This is a genomic window from Dawidia soli (assembly GCF_018598185.1).
GTDB lineage: Bacteria > Bacteroidota > Bacteroidia > Cytophagales > Cyclobacteriaceae > Ohtaekwangia > Ohtaekwangia soli.
Genome location: NZ_JAHESC010000022.1, coordinates 106,993 through 124,130, shown reverse-complemented (window position 1 = coordinate 124,130; position 17,138 = coordinate 106,993). Strand labels below are relative to the sequence as shown.

Genomic DNA, 17,138 nt, shown 5'->3' with positions numbered 1-17,138 from the left:
GTACTATACCTTGTACCCACGCCCATCGGCAACCTGGCCGACATCACGTTGCGCGCACTCGAAGTGCTCAAGACCGTCGACCTGATCCTGGCGGAAGACACCCGCACGTCGGGCTTCTTACTCAAGCATTATGCCATTGCCCGCCCGTTGCAGAGCTTTCACAACTTCAACGAGCACAAGGTACTGAGCACGTTGGTGCAGCGCATGGAAAAAGGAGAGGTGATGGCACTCGTGTCGGACGCCGGCACACCCGGTATTTCCGATCCCGGCTTTCTGCTGGTACGCGCTGCGTTGCAGGCCGGCCTGAAGATCGAATGCCTGCCGGGCCCAACGGCCTTTGTACCGGCGCTGGTCAAATCGGGTCTGCCGTCGGACCGCTTTGTGTTCGAAGGCTTCCTGCCGCACAAAAAAGGCCGCCAGACGTTGTTGAAGAAGCTCGCGACAGAAGAGCGCACCATGATCTTTTACGAATCGCCCTACCGGTTGGTCAAGACGCTGGAGCAATTCGTGGAGTATTTCGGGCCGGAGCGCCGCGCCTCCGTATCGCGCGAGCTGACCAAGATGTTTGAAGAGACCGTCAACGGTACGCTGCCCGACGTAGTGGCGCACTTTCAGGCCAAAGAGCCCAAGGGCGAGATCGTTATCGTCGTAGAAGGCCTGCCGGATTGATGCAGGCATGCAAATAATCCTTATCTTCACCTCGATCATTTTATAACGGAGGCGATGGATATAGCAGGAATTCAACGGAACGTCAGAGAGCTTTGTCAGGAAGTAGGAGCGTTTATTCAACACGAGAGCGAGAACTTCGACCTGAACCGGGTCGAGCAAAAGGACAGCTTCAACAACCTCGTGTCGTATGTCGACAAAGAGGCCGAGCGCAAGCTGGTCGCTACGTTGCAAAAACTATTGCCCCAGGCAGGCTTCATCACCGAAGAAGGAACCGTACAGCAGTCGCAGCAGCACGAATATAACTGGATCATCGATCCGCTGGACGGCACCACCAACTTCCTGCACGGTCTCCCCATCTATGCGATCAGCATTGGCCTGACCCGCGGCAACACCACCATCCTCGGCGATGTATACCACGTCGTCCGCAAAGAGTGTTTCCACGCCATCGAAGGCGGCCCCGCCTATTGCAACGACAAGATCATCGAAGTATCGCAAGCCCCGGCGCTGAGCGACAGCCTGCTGGCGACGGGCTTTCCCTATTACCACTCAGAGAAGAAAGACGCCTACCTCGATATCATCCGCGACTTCCTCGAAAAGTCGCATGGCATCCGCCGGCTCGGCAGTGCCGCGATCGACCTGGCATATGTAGCGTGCGGCCGGATCGAAGGCTTCTTTGAATACAACCTCAACCCGTGGGACGTCGTGGCCGGCGCCTTTATCGTGCAGCAGGCCGGCGGGCGTGTATCAGATTTTTCAGGGGGCAACAATTTTGTGTTTGGCCGGGAGATGTGTGCCGCCAATGGCCGGATCCACGACGAAATGCTCGGGGTGATCCAGCGCCGCTGGAAATAAGAGAAAATCCCTGAATATCCTTACGTACTTTTGATTTCATGCATTTTGCGTGAATCTGCAAGGGACTTGAAAACCAAGCCATCCATTCTTTTTAAAGGACTTTCGCAGACGGCTGCGGCGTTTCTTCTGTTATTTTCCGCGCCAAAGAATATTTGGTTTCCTGAATCTTACAACACACCCCTTTGGCAAAAAAGCCATCGTTTTTTGTGCCGGGGGTTGGCATATAGTACAGGCTTCATAAAGTATACTGAAATCCAAGTACATAAGGTTTTCCGTATATGCCTGAACATCCGATAAACAAAAAGACATAGAGACATATGATTATGGGACAGTTATTGTATTCTCAGCAGTTGAAGGAGCAGCTTAAACACATCGAAGCTACGGCCAAAGAGCTCGCCAAGGAAGACCCGGCAAAATCGACCGAGCAGTTTCGCGCCGAAGTAGAGTTTATCGTTACCCTGCTTAAAGAGGCCCAGCGGATGGTTGACTAACCGTCGCCACGGCTTCGTTCCTGCCTGAGTAGAAAGCCGCTCCTGTTTTTTGGGGCGGCTTTTTCTTTGATGTGTATTCCCGTGCAAGCCGTCAGAACCCGGGCGCTTCGGTATCAAAAGCGTTGTACGTTGGAATATAGTCGAAATATAAACGCCAAAAGATTTCCCCAATCCTCAACGGTATACCCAGGTTGTAAACAATCTATCCACACGCAGTGCACAGCACCTTATCATTTTATGTCATAAGTCATCGAACTGTCCGCATCGTGGCGTTTAACAGAGAGGATATCCTACTGATAAAGTAATTTTCAACCATTTATACCCCACTCATACTCAGGATCTTTATACATCCGGGGCATCGGCTGTTTCAAATAAAAATCGAAAAAGTATAGATGTACAATTGATAGTCTTTTAGCGGACACTCGCTATATTGGGTACAGGAACCGTTGCTCCTCTCGCGGCGGGTTTAAAAACCAAACAGTTCATTAACCCCAATTGAAGTATGGCATTTTTGGAAGATCTTAAAATGAGCGGCAGCCTCGGTAATTTCAGCTTTTATACCATGCGTGGCGTCGATAAGACCGTTGTACGGCAGAAGGGCGGGCCTTCGAAGGAATATGTCAAAAATTCGCCCACCTTTAAAGTGCCGCGGCTTTATATGAGCGAATTCGGCGGGTGCTCGAAGATGGGCAAGGAGGTGCGGCTCATGATGCACCCCGTGCGCACGCTGGCCGACTATAACTTCAGTGGTTTTATTAACAAGGCGCTGAAAACCGTGCAGAAACTGGATGACGCCGGTGAGCTCGGTCGCCGGTCGATCACGTTGTCGAAATACCCGGGTCTGCTCGAAGGTTTCTCGCTGAATAAATATACCACGTTCGACTCGGTGATCCGCACGCCGGTAACCTATACGTTAAGCCGCGAAACATTGTCGGCCCGCGTAAATATACCGACGTTGCTGCGGGATATCAACTTTCACCCCAATAACAGGCATGCGCGGTTCCGCATTGAAGTGAGCCTGGGTGTTGTGCCTGACTTTACGTTCGATGCACGCGAAGGTGTCTATAAACCACCGGTGTGGTATACAAAAATGTTCGCGCCGGAAAGTATATCTTCGCCGTGGTATCCGGCGTTGAAAGGATCGCCGGCTACTGCGCTGGAGATAGCGCTCAAAGACCAGGCGCCCGCGGACGAGGGCTATAGCCTGATGCTGACGGTGGGCGTGCGCTATGGATCGCCGATGGAAGACAACGAGGTGCAGGAGGTGAAACGCGCGGGCACCGCGAAGGTCGTTGGGATTGCGGGGCGGACGGTGGGAGCCGTGGCCGAAGCGAAGCAGCCGGCAGAGGTAGTGCGCGCTGTCAGGGCGTGTACGTATGGCTGGAGCGCCACGGCGTCTGATCAGGCCGTTGAGGTAAAGCCGCGGGCTGAAGCGAAGACAGCGTCGCCGGTCGCACCACCGGTAGAAATAGAAAGCCCTGTAGAAGGTTCTGAGAAAGTTGGAATAGAAGAAGTGTCATCGTCGCTGGCTTATGGCGACACACGGGGCGATACACGCGCGTCTGAAGATGCGCACCAGGCCAGGCACCCCGATAAGATGGGGACGTAACACGCCCGGCGATTATCTCGCACACAATTCCATTTGTCACGGAATAGCTTGTCTCTTTTGATGGATTGACGTAATCTTAATGGTATGAAGATATCGTATACCATTTTGGCCGGGTTTTTCATCATTCTGCTGCTGTTTGTGACCACGACGTTCATCAACTACCGGCAGTCGGAGCGGATCAATGAGAACGGCGAGGCGCTGACGCGGTCCAGCACGATCTTAAAGCACAGCAACCGCTTTCAGCGGAATGTGCTGAATATGGTGAGCGGCTTGCGTGGGTATCTGCTTACGAATGAACAATTTTTTATCCAGGCGTACGACTCGGCGATGCACGAGAACGACGAGATCCTGCATGAGCTTTCGGATCTTATACCCGATAGTTCCGCGCAAGGGCAAATGCTGCGCGAGATCGTGGCGCTGAATACGCATTGGTTGCTGGAATTTGGCAAACCGCTCATCGAGGCGCGACGGTTTGCCAATGACTCGGACAGCAGCATGGCTGCTTTTAACAAGCTATACCGCAGCAAGATGGTGACGGGGGTCGAGAAAACCATTAACCGGTCGCTGCAAAATAAGTTCCGCGAGTTCAGTAACTACGAATATGCCTCGCGCGAAGAGCAGCGGGCAGGATTAACGAAGTCGATACAGAACACCAAGCGGATCTCGTTCTTTCTCACGGTCCTCTCCATCATAGCCGGCATCGGTATAGCCGTCTTTCTGGCCAACTATATATCGTCGGGCGTGGTGAAGATGGTGCGGATGGCGGAGAGCATTACGCAAGGGCATTACAAGGTCTCCATGCGGGCCAAGGGTAAGGATGAGCTCAGCAGTCTGGCGCGCGCGTTGAACCACATGGCCGGCGTATTGTCGGAAAACATCTCGCTGCTGAAACGCAAGAACGATGAGCTCGATCAGTTTGCCTACATCGTGTCGCACGACCTCAAAGCGCCGCTGCGCGGTATCGACAATGTAGTGACCTGGATCGAGGAAGATCATACCGCTGAACTTTCGCCGAAGGTGAGCGAATACCTCGGCCTGATCAAAGGCCGTATCCAGCGTGCAGAGAATTTATTGAACGGCATTCTTTCCTATTCGCGTGTAGGCCGCGAGCTGCAACAGCGCGAGAAGGTCGATGTGAACCAGCTCATTGAAGAAGTGCGCGAGAGCCTTCCGCCGCACACAGGCATTCAGCTCGACGTACAATCGGCATTGCCCGTGCTGCATACCGAAAAGTTGCCGTTGCTGCAGGTATTCACAAACCTGATCACAAACGCTTACAAATATCACGACAAGCCCGATGGTTATGTAAAGATCTATTTTAAACACCTGGGTCCGGTATACGAATTTTACGTGGAAGACAACGGTCCCGGCATTGCGCAGGAATACCACCGGAAGATCTTTACCATCTTTCAAACCCTGGAAGAACGCGATTCCTTTGAAAGCACCGGCATTGGCCTGTCGATCGTAAAAAAGATCCTGGACGACCGTAAGCTGTCGATCCGTGTGCAATCGGAACCGGGGCAGGGCTCGATCTTTATTTTTACCTGGCCGGTAAACGAATAGGCTATTGCGACCGCTTATCAAATAACAATCACCCGAGGCGGCACGTGTGCCCGTTTTTTTCAGGACCACAAACCCGAGCCTGCATTTTGGGGTGATGGTTACCGATTTATTTGGTAATTTTAACCCTTTGGAATGAACCTGTACGCTTGAGATTGGCATGCTGAAAGTAATTCAAATCCTACTGGTAGAAGACGACAACCTCGACGTGATCGACGTCGGCCGTACACTTGATAAGATGGCCATTTTGTATAAGATGGACGTGGCCCGGAACGGTGAAGATGCGTTGCGTTTACTTTCCGAAAAGACGGATGCCGGTACGGAGCTTCCCGATTTTATTATCCTCGATATCAACATGCCCAAGATGAATGGCTTCGAGTTCCTGGAGGCGCTACGCCGCCGTGAGGAGTGGAAAGACCTGCGGGTATTTGTGCTCACGACGTCGGGGGAAAAAGAAGACCGCCTGGCCGCCAAGGACCTGGGCGTGGCGGGGTACATTGTCAAGCCGTTAAAGCTGAACAACCCCGTGTCGAACGATGCCTTCAACCTGATGATCGATCTGATGAACATGCGGGGATAAATCACCCCAGCAGCGCCCGGCGTTACGATATTATTTAGAATCATTTTTGAAGATCACAATTCGGTAACGATTGTTTTGCGATACAGTAACATCCTGCCTGCAACCCTGTAGAATATTCACAATGCCGTAATTCGGGCTTTATACCTGTTTTTTCCTGTGCCTGTACCTTGGACACATAAATTCAAAACCCATATACAGACACATGAAGAAAGTATTTACACGGATAGCATGCCTGGCACTGGCAGCTACCATGGCCCTGGCCTCTTGCGAGGGACCGGAGGGCGATCCAGGCGCAAAGGGCGACAAAGGTGATCAAGGTGATAAGGGTGACAAAGGCGACCAGGGGGAAGATTACCCCAGCGCTGTCGAGCTGAAGGCACATTCTATCACAACACCCGAAGTGTTGATCAAAAAAGCAGGTTTCGAAAACGTCGAAGTGTATCCTCTCATCAGCAGCGAAGACCTTATCAGCGGCTTTACCTTTGGTGGCTCGGCCGACGGCTCAGGCCTTTTGAAGCTGAACAACGGCTACAGCCTGCTGGTAAACCACGAAGACAACTTTTCTGTATCCCGCATTTTCCTGGACGAAACATTTCGTCCGGTATCCGGTGAATATATCCTGAACTCAGACGGCGGCAAGTGGAGACTTTGTTCCGCTACACTGGCTACGCCTGCCGAACACGGCTTCGGTCCGCTGTACCTCACCTGCGGTGAGTCCAGCGTAGAGTCACGCACGCATGCCCTGAACCCGTTCGTACAAGGCGCACAGGCATCGCAAACGCGCGAGCTGCAGGCCTTCGGTCGCTGGAACGCCGAGCAAGCCTTGCCCTTGCCGAAAACAGCCTATCCGGGCAAGACCGTGGTCATGATCGGTGATGACGACTCCAGCATCGATGGTGGCCAGGTGGCGATGTACGTATCGAACACCGTAGGCGATCTGGCCGGCGGTAAGCTGTATGTACTGCGTCGCAAAGACCTGGTAACACGGGAGAAGGACATGGAGGAAGAAGACGTGGTGGACATCGAGTTCGTGGAGATCACCGGTCAGACCACCCTGACGGGTGGTGAGATCAATGCGAAATCTACCGAGCTGAAAAGCATCGCCTTCAACCGGGTAGAAGACCTTGACTACCGCAAAGACGGTGTAGGCCGCGAAGTATACTTCAACGTAACCGGTAACAGTGCCAACACGGCAGACCGTTCACAGTACGGCCGCACGTACCGCATTGTGCTGAACGAAAATAACCCGCTGGAAGGCACACTGGAGCTGATCCTCGACGGTGATGACCGCGCCGGCAAAGCAAAAGACTACCAGGATGTCGATAACATCATGGTGACCGAGAACTATGTGTACATTCAGGAAGATCCGAACGGCTACGGCACCGAGACCCACGACGCGTACGTATACCAATACAACATCGCTACCAAAGAGGTCAAGCCTGTGTTCGAGCTGAACCACTTCCGTAACGATGCTACCCTCGGCGCCAAGTTCCTGAGCACAAATTCCGCGAAAGGAAGCTGGGAGTATGGTTCAATGATCGATATCTCCGACATCATCGGTGTAGAAAATACTTTCCTGCTGTGCATTCAAATGCACACCTGGAGATTGCCCGCCTTCAAGAACCCTGACGGCGGTACCGGACGTCCGAACGAAGACCAGGGTAGCATGATCGCTGTGATCAAAGGTCTGCCGCGCTAATAAAATAGTTATAAGATTTAAGGATCTGCTGCCCCGGTTATTGCATCGGGGCAGCTTTTTGTTTTTTTGCAAAAGTTCCTCACCCAGTCCTTGCTTTACGATGAAGTCTATGTCTTTGTGCCACGTGTTTTATGGCCTCGTGTTTTTTGCCGGTATGCTGGCGGCCTGTCAACCGGCCGAAAGAGAAACAGATCCGGTGCAAGCCGTTCAAACCTATCTCCAGTTAAAAACCGATACGCTTGATCAGGAATTCCAACTACTGTTACAGCGCGTGGAAGCACATGCCCCCGAACGGGACCTGCAGCAGTCGTTCGAGCGGGCGCGCGATCGATATAAAAACATCGAACCGTTGATCGAATTGTATTTTCCCGTCTTTGCCGATGCCGTCAACGGACCGGCCATTGACGAGCAGGAACCGCACGAAGGAGGTAAAGTGACCTATGCCACGGGGTTTCAGGTGATCGAAGAATATATGTATCCCGTCGTCGACACCAGTGCCCAAACTGAGCTCGTAGCCGAGACGAGGTTCTTGGCCGGCATGATCGGCAGGCTGCGCCAGTTGATCTCGAACAATCAAATGACCGATGAGCATATTTTTCAGGCCATGCGCCTGGAGGTATTACGCATCATGGCATTGGGGGTCAGCGGCTTCGACTCGCCGATAGCCTTTCGTTCACTGCCGGAAGCTGTCGCGGCGCTGCGGGGTATCGACGATATTGTAAGCATTTTTGAGCGACGGGCACCGGCTACCGCAGTAAAGGTGAATCTTGCAAAGGCCTATGCCTTTTTACAGCAAGGCGTAAGCTTCAACGACTTCGACCGTGCCACCTTCTTTGCCGACATCATGACACCCTTGTCGAAATCACTGTATGCCTACCAGCAGACGTTGGGCATTGCCAACCGCCCGCTGGTCTCGGCGGTAGACATGAGCAAAGACAATTTCTTTGAGAAGGGTATTTTTATGACCGATTATTTTTCCAACCCCGACAATCGCACGCCACAGCCGGAAGCGGCGCAGCTAGGCAAGATGTTATTCTTTGACCCGATCCTTTCCGGCAACAACAAACGCTCTTGCGCATCCTGCCACCAGCCGGACCGTGCTTTTACGGATGGTCGCGCCAAAAGCCTGGCCTTTGAAGGCAAAGGCGAGGTGAGCCGCAATGCACCGACACTGATCAACGCTTTGTATCAGCGCATGCTGTTCTATGATTCGCGCACGATGTTTTTGGAAGATCAGGCGGCTGACGTGATGGCGAATGTTACCGAAATGCACGGCCACATCGACGAGGCTGTCACCAAGATCTCCCGCAGCCCGGAATACCAGGAGCTTTTCAAAAAGGCTTACAACAAGACGGTTACCCGCCGCACGGTGCAACTGGCCCTGGCGGCTTACATTCGCTCCTTATCCTCCATGAACTCGGGCTTTGACCGTTACATGCGCGGCGAGAAGACGGCCATGACGCCGGAAGCTGTTGCCGGTTTCAACGTCTTTATGGGCAAAGCCAAGTGCGCTACGTGTCACTTCATGCCGCTGTTTAACGGCACGGTCCCCGCGTTGTACATGAAATCAGAATCGGAGGTGCTGGGCATACCGGCGAAACCCGACACGGCCCATGCGACAGCAGATGCCGACCTGGGCAAGTTCAATACCTATCACGACGAGCTGAACAAACACGCGTTTAAGACGCCAACGGTCCGCAATGCAGGCCTTACCGGGCCGTATATGCACAACGGTGTATATACATCATTGGAGCAAGTGGTCGACTTCTACAACCGTGGCGGTGGTGCGGGCATCGGCATCGTGCTGCCCAACCAGACCCTGCCCCCGGACAAGCTCGAACTCACGACGCAAGAGCAAAAGAACATCATCGCCTTTATCCACAGCCTGACCGACACGGCCGGTCTGACGACACCCCCGCGCTACCTGCCGGCGTTCCCGGATGCGGCGCTCAACGCACGAAAAGTAGGCGGCGAATATTAGGGATCGGGGCGCGCAAGTTGACATTATATCCAGCCATCATGCCGGACCGGGCACATCATGCCGCAAAATATGCGCGGTACGGACGCTTCATTAAGTTTAGGTTGAGACAGCGACGATGTGTCCGGTGCCGGGCATGATGCTCGTCTTCGTCCCCATTCCTGGGGTAGGTGAGTATGCCGCATTCACGGGACTTGCTGTACGAACGGATGCTGCCGTAGAATTATTGCTACAGGTCGAAGCGGCCCAGGCGTCGCCATCATGCTACATACATCGTTTTTGGTGGGGCATGGGTATAGTTTTTTCGCCGACGCCTTAAAGATCAAGAACTTAAATATTACAGATTATGGCTAAGACAGGAAAAGACCGGGAGGGGAGCTATCATCCTCCGAAAGGACGTCCGTCCGGCAATGGACACGACGTCGCGAGCAGCGAAATGATCGAAGACGTTGTAGCATATGCCGAGAATGATGATAAGCTGCTGAGTAACGCCATTATCCGGCATCCGAATCGAAATGTGAACAAACGGGAGATCCGTACGCAGAAGAACGATGTGCCACCACCCAATTCCGGTGCGCAACAACCCCAACCCGGCGTACAGGCCGCCCGTATGGAAGAGGTACAAATCCGAACGGGCGAAGATTTCAATACGCTCGCGAACCGGCAATATCAGCATTGCATCAGTGTCTTTATTCCTACGCACCCGTCGGGAGTAGAGGTGAACGAACAGGTGGATACGATCGTGTTTAAAAACGCCTTGCAAAAGGTTTCCGCTGAATTGAAAGAACAGAACGTAGGGGCGGAGGAGATCCAGCGCATCCTGAAGCCGGCACAGCAGCTGCTCAAGGACGATGTATTCTGGCGTGATCAGTCCCGCGGCCTTGCCGTTTTTCTGGCAGACGGCTTTGCGCAATACTGTCGCCTGCCCTTTACACCTGCGCAAGATGTGCATGTAAACGCGACGTTTTACATGGCGCCGCTGACACCGTTGATCCTTTCGAAAGAACGCTTTTACCTGGTGATGTTATCGAAAAAGCAGGCGCAGGTATTCAAAGCCGACGCCTTCGGCATGGAGGTCCTGGATATACCGGAAATGCCGAACGGAATGGACGATGTCATACACTTCGAGGAAAAGGACGACAAGAACCTGTTCCGTACGGGCAGCAGCGGCGCGGGTAAAGGTGCAAACTATCACGGTATGGGCGCCGGTGTTCCTGATGATAAAAAGAACATCAGTATATACCTGGACGAGGTAGACGAGACCCTCTGGAAGGAAGTGCTCGGACGGGAAAACTGTCCGGTCCTGCTGGCGGGGGTCGAATACCTCACGTCTATTTTCCGCCAGTGCACGCAATACAAGAATGTGTGGCCGGAGTCGCTGACCGGCAACTTTGAGTATACCGACACGAACACGCTGTACAACATGGCACGTGAAGTGATGCAGCCTTATTTCAGAGAACGCGCCGAGCGGGCTTGTGAAGAGTATGGTAACAAGTCGGCCACATCGTTGAGCACCTCGGTCGTCGCCGATATCATTCCGGCGGCATATTACGGCAGGGTATCCACGCTGCTGGTGCGCAAGGGCGATCAGCTGTGGGGCACATTCGACGTACAGTCTAACGAGCTCCGCGTGCACGAAGCGCGTCAGGAGGGCGACGAGTCGCTCTATGAAAAGGCGATCGTCAAAACGATTCAGAACGGCGGAGAAGTACACGAGCTCGAGCCTTCCTCCATGCCGGTAGACGCCTCCCTGGCGGCGATCATGCGCTACTAGAAGTGATAGTCATATACATAAAAGCCCCTGTATAGAGATACAGGGGCTTTTTTATGCCGGGTGCTATAAAGGGATTATTTCATAAAGGTATTATTTATTGTTTTCCACCGCATCGCGGGTTGTTTTCGCGGAGGCGAGGTGGTGCTCCAATGCCGCAACCTTGCCGGATGCCCACGATTTGATATCGGCGTCGTTACCTTCCTCGGCTTCCTTCTTAAAGGCCTTCACCACTTCTTCGTGATCGTCGACCATCGATTTCATAAAAGCTTTGTCGAAGTCAGCGCCTTTTTTCTCGGCCAGCTCGTCATATTTCTTCTGGCATTTCTCACTGAGTGCGCCCGGCAGACTGATGTTCTTTTGGGCCGCCAGGGACTTCAGCTCATCGTTGGCTTTACTGTGATCGGTTACCATCATTTGGCCGAATTCCTTTACTTGTTGAGAAGCGGCATTCGTCTGAGCCAGCTCACCCAGGCGTACTTCCAGTAAGCCGGCATCTGCTGCCTCCATCGCAAACTCGGTGTCTTTTTCGATGTTAGAGTCTTCGTGCTTTGCTTCGTTTTGCTCTTCGGCAATTTCTTTGCTGTCGGTCTCGGTTTCAGCCTTCTTTCCACAGGAAAACATCAGCGAGGTGACCAGCATACACGTTGCAGCCAGATACATATTTTTTTTCATAGCGGGTTGTTATTTAGTGAATGTTAAAGTGTAATGAATGTGAGGAGCAATGAAAATATTGTGCCTGCACCGACAGGTGCTTGGACGGTACTTGCGACGAAGGGAGACGGCACCGTTTTTTACCCTGTAGTATAACTAATGTTTACGCTTATGAAGTCAACAACAAAACACACAGCGCCCATCAACCCGGTGGCAAAGGATAAGGTCGAGGCAGATCCGAAAGCAGCGCCGAAAAACCAACGCGACGAAGAACTGGAGCGGAAAAAAAGAACCGGCGTAACGATCGATCCGAAAACATCAAAGCCATAGGCCATGGCGCAGACCATTTTATTGCCCCACATCAAAAAAGAGGTGTCGGTTGCGCCCATCGTCATTACCGGCGAGTGGCGAAAGCTCATTATGGCCAACTATGTGGTCGACCCGGCGCTACTGCTGCCCTATCTGCCGCCAAAGACTTCGCTCAACGTGTGGAACGGCAACTGTTATGTCACGCTTGCCGGCTTTACGTTCGATCATGTAAAGATCCGGGGTATACGTGTACCCTTTCACCAGGAGGTGACGGAGATCAACTTCCGCTGTTACGTAAAACCGGAAGGCGCCGGGCAGGATCGCAGGGGTGTTGTTTTTATTCGGGAGATCACGGGAAAACCCTTATTGGCATGGGGCGCTAACATTTTTTACAAAGAGCATTATCGTGTAATGCCCATCGAGCGCTCCTGGAATATCCACGACAGCAAGCCGCAGCAGCGCATCCGCTACACCTGGCGGCAGGACGGCTACGAATATTTCATGAAAGTGAAAGCCGGCAACCGACCGGTACGCGTCGTGTCCGGAACCGAAGAGCATTTCCTGATGATGCAGCCCTTTGGTTATACCGGGCGTGACACCTCCACGCCGTGGCAATACCGTGTTGAACACCCGGTATGGGACATGTACCCGGTAGAAAAGTATAAAATTAATGTGGATTTCAATGCCCTTTTTGGCAGGCAATTCGAATTTCTCAACCATGCAAAGCCAAGCTCGGTTTACCTGGCAGAGGGATCTGATATCGCCATCCGCATGCGGCAGCGCCTTTAATCTGTTAGGTCGTTAGTCGTTTTGTGCAATCACAGCGTGGCGTCTTCTGCCGTTGTTTGTTATGGGCTCAAGAGATCCTACGGGATCGGATTGCATGACAATGGATAAGCTGTCGGCGCGGTGCAGATTCTTACGAACCCGGGCGAGATACTTCACCGCATAATCGCGTATTTTTACATCGTTCCCTTCGGCGATCTCCCGCTCGAACAGCGCGGCGGCTTCCCGGTGTATTTTTACCTGGTGGTGAATGTAGGCTGTGTCGAACTCGTATCCTCCCAGCCCGTTCAACCGGTCTTTGGCTGCTTCGAAGTCCTCTGCATAACCATCGGGAGGCACGACATCGACCTCGTCGGCCACGGCCTCCAGCTCGGTCAGGGCATTTTCGTACTCAGTTATCATGCTCTCGCCGAAGTTTTGTATCTCTACATACTCGGCGCGGAGCATCGCTACGGAGCCCAGTAATGTTGCCGCGCGGCTGGTATAGGTACTTTCCCGTACGAAATGGCGGTCCATGGTGGTTACGTTACTGTCGTCTTCGACGCACGCGCCGGCGAGTAATACGCTGGTAAACGCAACCACAGGCAGATAGGAGGTTTTCATGATATTTTTGTCTTAAAAACAATATTTAAAAAAGTGTACCGGCCCTGGCGGTTGAACGTATTCCATGGTGGAACATACAACCGATCGAGCTTCGCTGGGTATAGTTTTATAGTTTTTATGGTTATCAAAATGTTACTGTTATGAACGATGATGCGCAACAACTGAGCGATCGGGCTTGTCAACACGAATTCATCAAGCAAATGGCGGTGCTTCTGACAAACCTGAAAGCCCCGGTATATATTCAATCGGTAGTACATTCCATTGACGGCCCTGCGGCCCTGCGGGATGTCCTGCCGGAGTTGCGTTACATCAATCAGTTGTTGTATCACCAGGATATCATCCTGGAAGCCTATGGCGCCTCGGAGAGGATCATTGGGTATACCATTACCGATGAACAGTTTTACGAAACCGCGATCAAAAAAGCACTGGAGCTTGAGGACTATGAGAATGCGGCAGTGTTAAAGAAGGCGCGCGAATATTATCTCCAGTGTGTCCAACAAATCGAAAGTGTTAAAAATTAAGGGTAACGGAAAGTAAGTGTCATAAAAAAAACGCCATATGGCGGTTTTTTGCAATAGCGAAGGGTTCCGTGCTAATCCACTTGTACTTCGACAAGCGCCGTGATGCTGTCGGCATGCTCGAGGTGCATCTCTATATTCAGTCATTGATCCACGCTGTTGATAATTTTTCCAGTGCAGAAGAAGGGTTACCGGGGCTTCGGTATGTAAATCAACTTTTATATCGGCAAGGGGTCGTCTTTGAGGCCTTTGGCGCTCGCGAGAAGATTATCCCCTATACGATCAGTGACGAGCAATTCTATCGCATGGCGATTGAAAGGGCTGTCGAGCTGGAGGACTATGAGAATGCGGCGATCCTCAAACGTGCCCTCTATGCGACGCAGTGCCTGGAATAACAAATATCGCGGGCGTCGTTTTTATAGATCTTATCGCACCTGGAACCAGTGATATCCGTATTCTTTGACGGTCAACTGAACTTTGCCATTTTTAACCGGTATATCCTCTCCTGAAAAGAGGTCTGTAAGAACCTGGCCCGGGCAGGCTAACTCGGCCGATGCTCGGTTGGGCGCGAAGTTGTGAACTGTGAGAATCGTTTCACGTTCGTCGGTGAATTGTGTGATCAACAGGTCGCCGGCTTTGTGGTCAGATATGATCCATTTTCCGAGACCGATCGCGGGATGTTCCTTCCGTAGCCGGATCAATTTCGTCGTCAGGGTTAACAACGACGCGGGGTCGGTACGTTGTGATGCTACGTTGATTTTGCGATAATCATATTCACCGGCATCGATCACCGGGCGGAAAGGGGCGGTCGTGCTAAAACCCGCATACGGGGCGTCGGTCCATTGCATCGGCGTCCGTACCGAGAGTCGCTCCTTCAGGCGCAGGTCGTCACCCATGCCGATCTCATCGCCATAGCGCAGCACCGGGGTGCCGGGAAGCGCGAACAGCAGGCTGTATGCCATGGCAAGCCGCTGCGGGTTATTCCCCAGCATCGGTGCCAGGCGGCGGCGTATACCGCGGTCGTAAAGCTGCATGTTCTTGTCCGGCCCCATGGCAGCATAAATTTTTTCGCGTTGGCGCGTAGTGAGACGCCCCAGGTCGATCTCGTCGTGGTTACGCAGAAAGTTTGCCCATTGTGCACCCTCGGGGATGTCGCGCGTCTGCTCCAGGGCCCGTACGAGCGGCTGCAGCTCACCGGTGGCAAGCGTGTAAAAAAAGTGCTGGTTCACAAAGAAGTTAAACATCATCTGCATGCCGACACCGTCTTTGCCGAAGTAGTCGTTGCTCTCCTCCGGAGCAACGTTGGCTTCGCCCAGTAAGATCGCCTCTTGTCCGTGAAGCTGTATATGCCGGCGGATGGCCACCAGCTGGTCGAACCGATGTTCCGGTCGGTCTACGTTCTTTCCATCCTCCTCGATAATAAAGGGCACTGCATCGAGGCGGAATCCGGAAAAGCCCTGATTGAGCCAATAGCCGATGATGCGCTTGCTTTCTGCTTCCACCTGCGGATTACTATAATTCAGGTCAGGCTGGAAGTCATAGAAGCGATGGAAATAATAGGTGGTGGAAACGGAGTCGAATGTCCATGTTTCTTTTTGTACTCCGGGAAATACCATGCCTTTGCCGGCATCGGCCGGTCGGTTGTCGCGCCACACATACCATTGCCGGTAAGGCGAGTGCTTGCCCTGGCGCGCGGAACGAAACCAGGGGTGCTCGTCGGAAGTATGGTTGATGACCAGGTCCATGATCACCCGCATGCCCCGCTGCCGGGCCTGAAACATAAATTCGGCAAAGTCGCCGGGTGTACCCAGCCGGGGATCCACCCCATAATAGTCTGTGATGTCGTAACCGTCGTCGCGGTCGGGCGTGGGTTGAAAGGGCGACAGCCACAGAACAGTAATGCCCAGGCCGTGCAGATAATCCAGTTGTTGGATCAGGCCCTGGAAGTCGCCGATGCCGTCGGCGTTGCTGTCTTTGAAGGTGTCAACGTCCAGCGCGTAGACAACGGCATTGCGATACCACACATAATCGGGTGCGGGTTGCGCGCACAAGAGTAGGCTTGATCCTGCTAAGTATATAGCGATGCAGGCAACATATGCCCGGTAATAAAAACGCATATGTATGCTACGATTATCCATTGACAATTTCACCTCCGTTGGGATGGAGCACCTGGCCGGTCATGTAGGAGGAGTCTTCGCTGGCCAGGAACAAATAGCAGGGAGCTACTTCGGCGGGCTCGCCGGCGCGACCCATGGGCACGTCGCTGCCAAATTGCGCGACCTTGTCGGGATCAAACGAGGAAGCGATCAGGGGTGTCCAGATGGGCCCGGGCGCAACACCGTTTACGCGTATTTTGCGCTTCACGACGTTCGAGGCCAGGCTGCGGGTGAAGCTCACAATGGCTCCTTTCGTGGAAGCATAATCTATTAATTTGTCGCTGCCGCGATAGGCCGTCACAGAGGTTGTGTTGATGATGCTGCCGCCCTCGGGGAGGAACGGCAGGGCGGCCTGCGTTACCCAGAAATATGGGAATACGTTGTTGGTGAAAGTTTTGACAAGCTGCTCGGCGGAGATGTCTTCGAGCTTTTCGCATTCGTAATGCAACGCTGCATTGTTTACGACGATGTCGAGCTTACTAAAGCGGTTCATGGTCTCTTGTACGACCTGCTGGCAGTGTTTTTCGTTGCCCAGGTCGCCAGGGATCGTGATGCATTCACCATACTCTTCTACCAGACGCTTGGTTTCTTCCGCGTCGCCATGCTCGCTGAGATAGGCGATCGCGACGTCGGCGCCTTCTTTGGCAAAAAGTATCGCCACTGCCCGGCCGATGCCACTGTCGCCCCCTGTGATCAGGGCCACTTTCCCTGCCAGCTTGCCCGAGCCGCGTTGGCTACCCTCGGTTTTCGGGGTTGGCGACATGCGTGATTGATCCCCTGGGCGCGGCTGGCTCTGCGGTTCGCGCAAAGGTTTTTGTTCTCCTTGTTTTTGCATAATAAGAAGGGCTTTAACGCGTTTAAGAAAAAAATATACCACTCGCCGGCAACGGCAGCGCATGCTGG

The 17,138-nt window shown here is 53.0% G+C and carries 17 protein-coding genes; 13 read left to right on the top strand and 4 right to left on the bottom strand.

Going from position 1 to position 17,138, the window contains the following annotated elements:
• From rsmI to KK078_RS16110, 9 genes are all read left to right on the top strand, one after another.
• Window positions 1-669: 16S rRNA (cytidine(1402)-2'-O)-methyltransferase (rsmI, locus tag KK078_RS16150; protein WP_254091330.1), on the top strand; the 669-nt coding region annotated here is incomplete at its 5' end.
• 54 nt (window positions 670-723) lie between these two features.
• On the top strand, window positions 724-1,521 hold the full coding sequence (locus KK078_RS16145) for an inositol monophosphatase family protein (RefSeq protein ID WP_254091329.1): 798 nt from the start codon (window positions 724-726) through the stop codon (window positions 1,519-1,521).
• A gap of 323 nt (window positions 1,522-1,844) precedes the next feature.
• A complete protein-coding gene (locus KK078_RS16140; RefSeq protein WP_254091328.1) occupies window positions 1,845-2,012 on the top strand; it encodes a hypothetical protein in 168 nt (55 codons plus the stop codon).
• Window positions 2,013-2,514: 502 nt separating this feature from the next.
• Window positions 2,515-3,621 (top strand): hypothetical protein, encoded by a 1,107-nt coding sequence (locus KK078_RS16135; RefSeq protein WP_254091327.1) that lies wholly within the window; start codon window positions 2,515-2,517, stop codon window positions 3,619-3,621.
• Between the two features lie 84 nt (window positions 3,622-3,705).
• Entirely contained in the window at window positions 3,706-5,184 is a 1,479-nt protein-coding gene (locus tag KK078_RS16130) for a sensor histidine kinase (protein ID WP_254091326.1), read from the top strand.
• A 157-nt stretch (window positions 5,185-5,341) separates the two neighbouring features.
• Window positions 5,342-5,761, top strand: a complete 420-nt coding sequence (locus KK078_RS16125; protein WP_254091325.1) for a response regulator — start codon at window positions 5,342-5,344, stop codon at window positions 5,759-5,761.
• A 202-nt stretch (window positions 5,762-5,963) separates the two neighbouring features.
• Complete coding sequence (locus KK078_RS16120) at window positions 5,964-7,460, top strand: collagen-like triple helix repeat-containing protein (protein WP_254091324.1); 1,497 nt, start codon at window positions 5,964-5,966, stop codon at window positions 7,458-7,460.
• 109 nt (window positions 7,461-7,569) lie between these two features.
• Window positions 7,570-9,441: a cytochrome-c peroxidase gene (locus tag KK078_RS16115; RefSeq protein ID WP_254091323.1), complete on the top strand. Its 1,872-nt coding sequence runs from the start codon at window positions 7,570-7,572 to the stop codon at window positions 9,439-9,441.
• Window positions 9,442-9,784: 343 nt separating this feature from the next.
• Entirely contained in the window at window positions 9,785-11,212 is a 1,428-nt protein-coding gene (locus KK078_RS16110; RefSeq protein ID WP_254091322.1) for a baeRF7 domain-containing protein, read from the top strand.
• A gap of 90 nt (window positions 11,213-11,302) precedes the next feature.
• On the opposite strand, the gene KK078_RS16105 is transcribed toward KK078_RS16110, so the two are convergent.
• Window positions 11,303-11,884, bottom strand: a complete 582-nt coding sequence (locus KK078_RS16105; RefSeq protein WP_254091321.1) for a DUF4142 domain-containing protein — start codon at window positions 11,882-11,884, stop codon at window positions 11,303-11,305.
• Window positions 11,885-12,034: 150 nt separating this feature from the next.
• Here KK078_RS16105 and KK078_RS16100 point away from each other — a divergent pair, with 150 nt between their 5' ends.
• The gene (locus tag KK078_RS16100) at window positions 12,035-12,193 is read left to right on the top strand and encodes a hypothetical protein (protein ID WP_254091320.1); all 159 of its coding nucleotides are present in this window, start codon (window positions 12,035-12,037) and stop codon (window positions 12,191-12,193) included.
• A gap of 3 nt (window positions 12,194-12,196) precedes the next feature.
• On the top strand, window positions 12,197-12,961 hold the full coding sequence (locus KK078_RS16095; RefSeq protein WP_254091319.1) for a DUF2071 domain-containing protein: 765 nt from the start codon (window positions 12,197-12,199) through the stop codon (window positions 12,959-12,961).
• A 12-nt stretch (window positions 12,962-12,973) separates the two neighbouring features.
• On the opposite strand, the gene KK078_RS16090 is transcribed toward KK078_RS16095, so the two are convergent.
• Window positions 12,974-13,561, bottom strand: a complete 588-nt coding sequence (locus tag KK078_RS16090) for a DUF4142 domain-containing protein (protein WP_254091318.1) — start codon at window positions 13,559-13,561, stop codon at window positions 12,974-12,976.
• Between the two features lie 140 nt (window positions 13,562-13,701).
• On the opposite strand from KK078_RS16090, the gene KK078_RS16085 reads away from it, so the two are divergent.
• A complete protein-coding gene (locus KK078_RS16085) occupies window positions 13,702-14,082 on the top strand; it encodes a hypothetical protein (protein ID WP_254091317.1) in 381 nt (126 codons plus the stop codon).
• A gap of 68 nt (window positions 14,083-14,150) precedes the next feature.
• A complete protein-coding gene (locus KK078_RS16080) occupies window positions 14,151-14,474 on the top strand; it encodes a hypothetical protein (protein ID WP_254091316.1) in 324 nt (107 codons plus the stop codon).
• Between the two features lie 30 nt (window positions 14,475-14,504).
• Here the strand turns inward: KK078_RS16080 and KK078_RS16075 are convergent, their stop codons facing one another.
• Both KK078_RS16075 and KK078_RS16070 read right to left on the bottom strand, forming a co-directional pair.
• Window positions 14,505-16,103, bottom strand: a complete 1,599-nt coding sequence (locus KK078_RS16075) for an alpha-amylase family protein (protein ID WP_254091315.1) — start codon at window positions 16,101-16,103, stop codon at window positions 14,505-14,507.
• A gap of 106 nt (window positions 16,104-16,209) precedes the next feature.
• Window positions 16,210-16,998: an SDR family oxidoreductase gene (locus KK078_RS16070; protein ID WP_317195922.1), complete on the bottom strand. Its 789-nt coding sequence runs from the start codon at window positions 16,996-16,998 to the stop codon at window positions 16,210-16,212.
• Between the last annotated feature and the right edge of the window lie 140 nt (window positions 16,999-17,138).

Bases quoted from the DNA above. Each gene is read 5' to 3' on its own strand.
- KK078_RS16145 (WP_254091329.1), top strand. From the start codon at position 724: ATGGATATAGCAGGAATTCAACGGAACGTCAGAGAGCTTTGTCAGGAA.
- KK078_RS16140 (WP_254091328.1), top strand. From the start codon at position 1,845: ATGGGACAGTTATTGTATTCTCAGCAGTTGAAGGAGCAGCTTAAACAC.
- KK078_RS16135 (WP_254091327.1), top strand. From the start codon at position 2,515: ATGGCATTTTTGGAAGATCTTAAAATGAGCGGCAGCCTCGGTAATTTC.
- KK078_RS16130 (WP_254091326.1), top strand. From the start codon at position 3,706: ATGAAGATATCGTATACCATTTTGGCCGGGTTTTTCATCATTCTGCTG.
- KK078_RS16125 (WP_254091325.1), top strand. From the start codon at position 5,342: ATGCTGAAAGTAATTCAAATCCTACTGGTAGAAGACGACAACCTCGAC.
- KK078_RS16120 (WP_254091324.1), top strand. From the start codon at position 5,964: ATGAAGAAAGTATTTACACGGATAGCATGCCTGGCACTGGCAGCTACC.
- KK078_RS16115 (WP_254091323.1), top strand. From the start codon at position 7,570: ATGTCTTTGTGCCACGTGTTTTATGGCCTCGTGTTTTTTGCCGGTATG.
- KK078_RS16110 (WP_254091322.1), top strand. From the start codon at position 9,785: ATGGCTAAGACAGGAAAAGACCGGGAGGGGAGCTATCATCCTCCGAAA.
- KK078_RS16105 (WP_254091321.1), bottom strand. From the start codon at position 11,884: ATGAAAAAAAATATGTATCTGGCTGCAACGTGTATGCTGGTCACCTCG.
- KK078_RS16100 (WP_254091320.1), top strand. From the start codon at position 12,035: ATGAAGTCAACAACAAAACACACAGCGCCCATCAACCCGGTGGCAAAG.
- KK078_RS16095 (WP_254091319.1), top strand. From the start codon at position 12,197: ATGGCGCAGACCATTTTATTGCCCCACATCAAAAAAGAGGTGTCGGTT.
- KK078_RS16090 (WP_254091318.1), bottom strand. From the start codon at position 13,561: ATGAAAACCTCCTATCTGCCTGTGGTTGCGTTTACCAGCGTATTACTC.
- KK078_RS16085 (WP_254091317.1), top strand. From the start codon at position 13,702: ATGAACGATGATGCGCAACAACTGAGCGATCGGGCTTGTCAACACGAA.
- KK078_RS16070 (WP_317195922.1), bottom strand. From the start codon at position 16,998: ATGTCGCCAACCCCGAAAACCGAGGGTAGCCAACGCGGCTCGGGCAAG.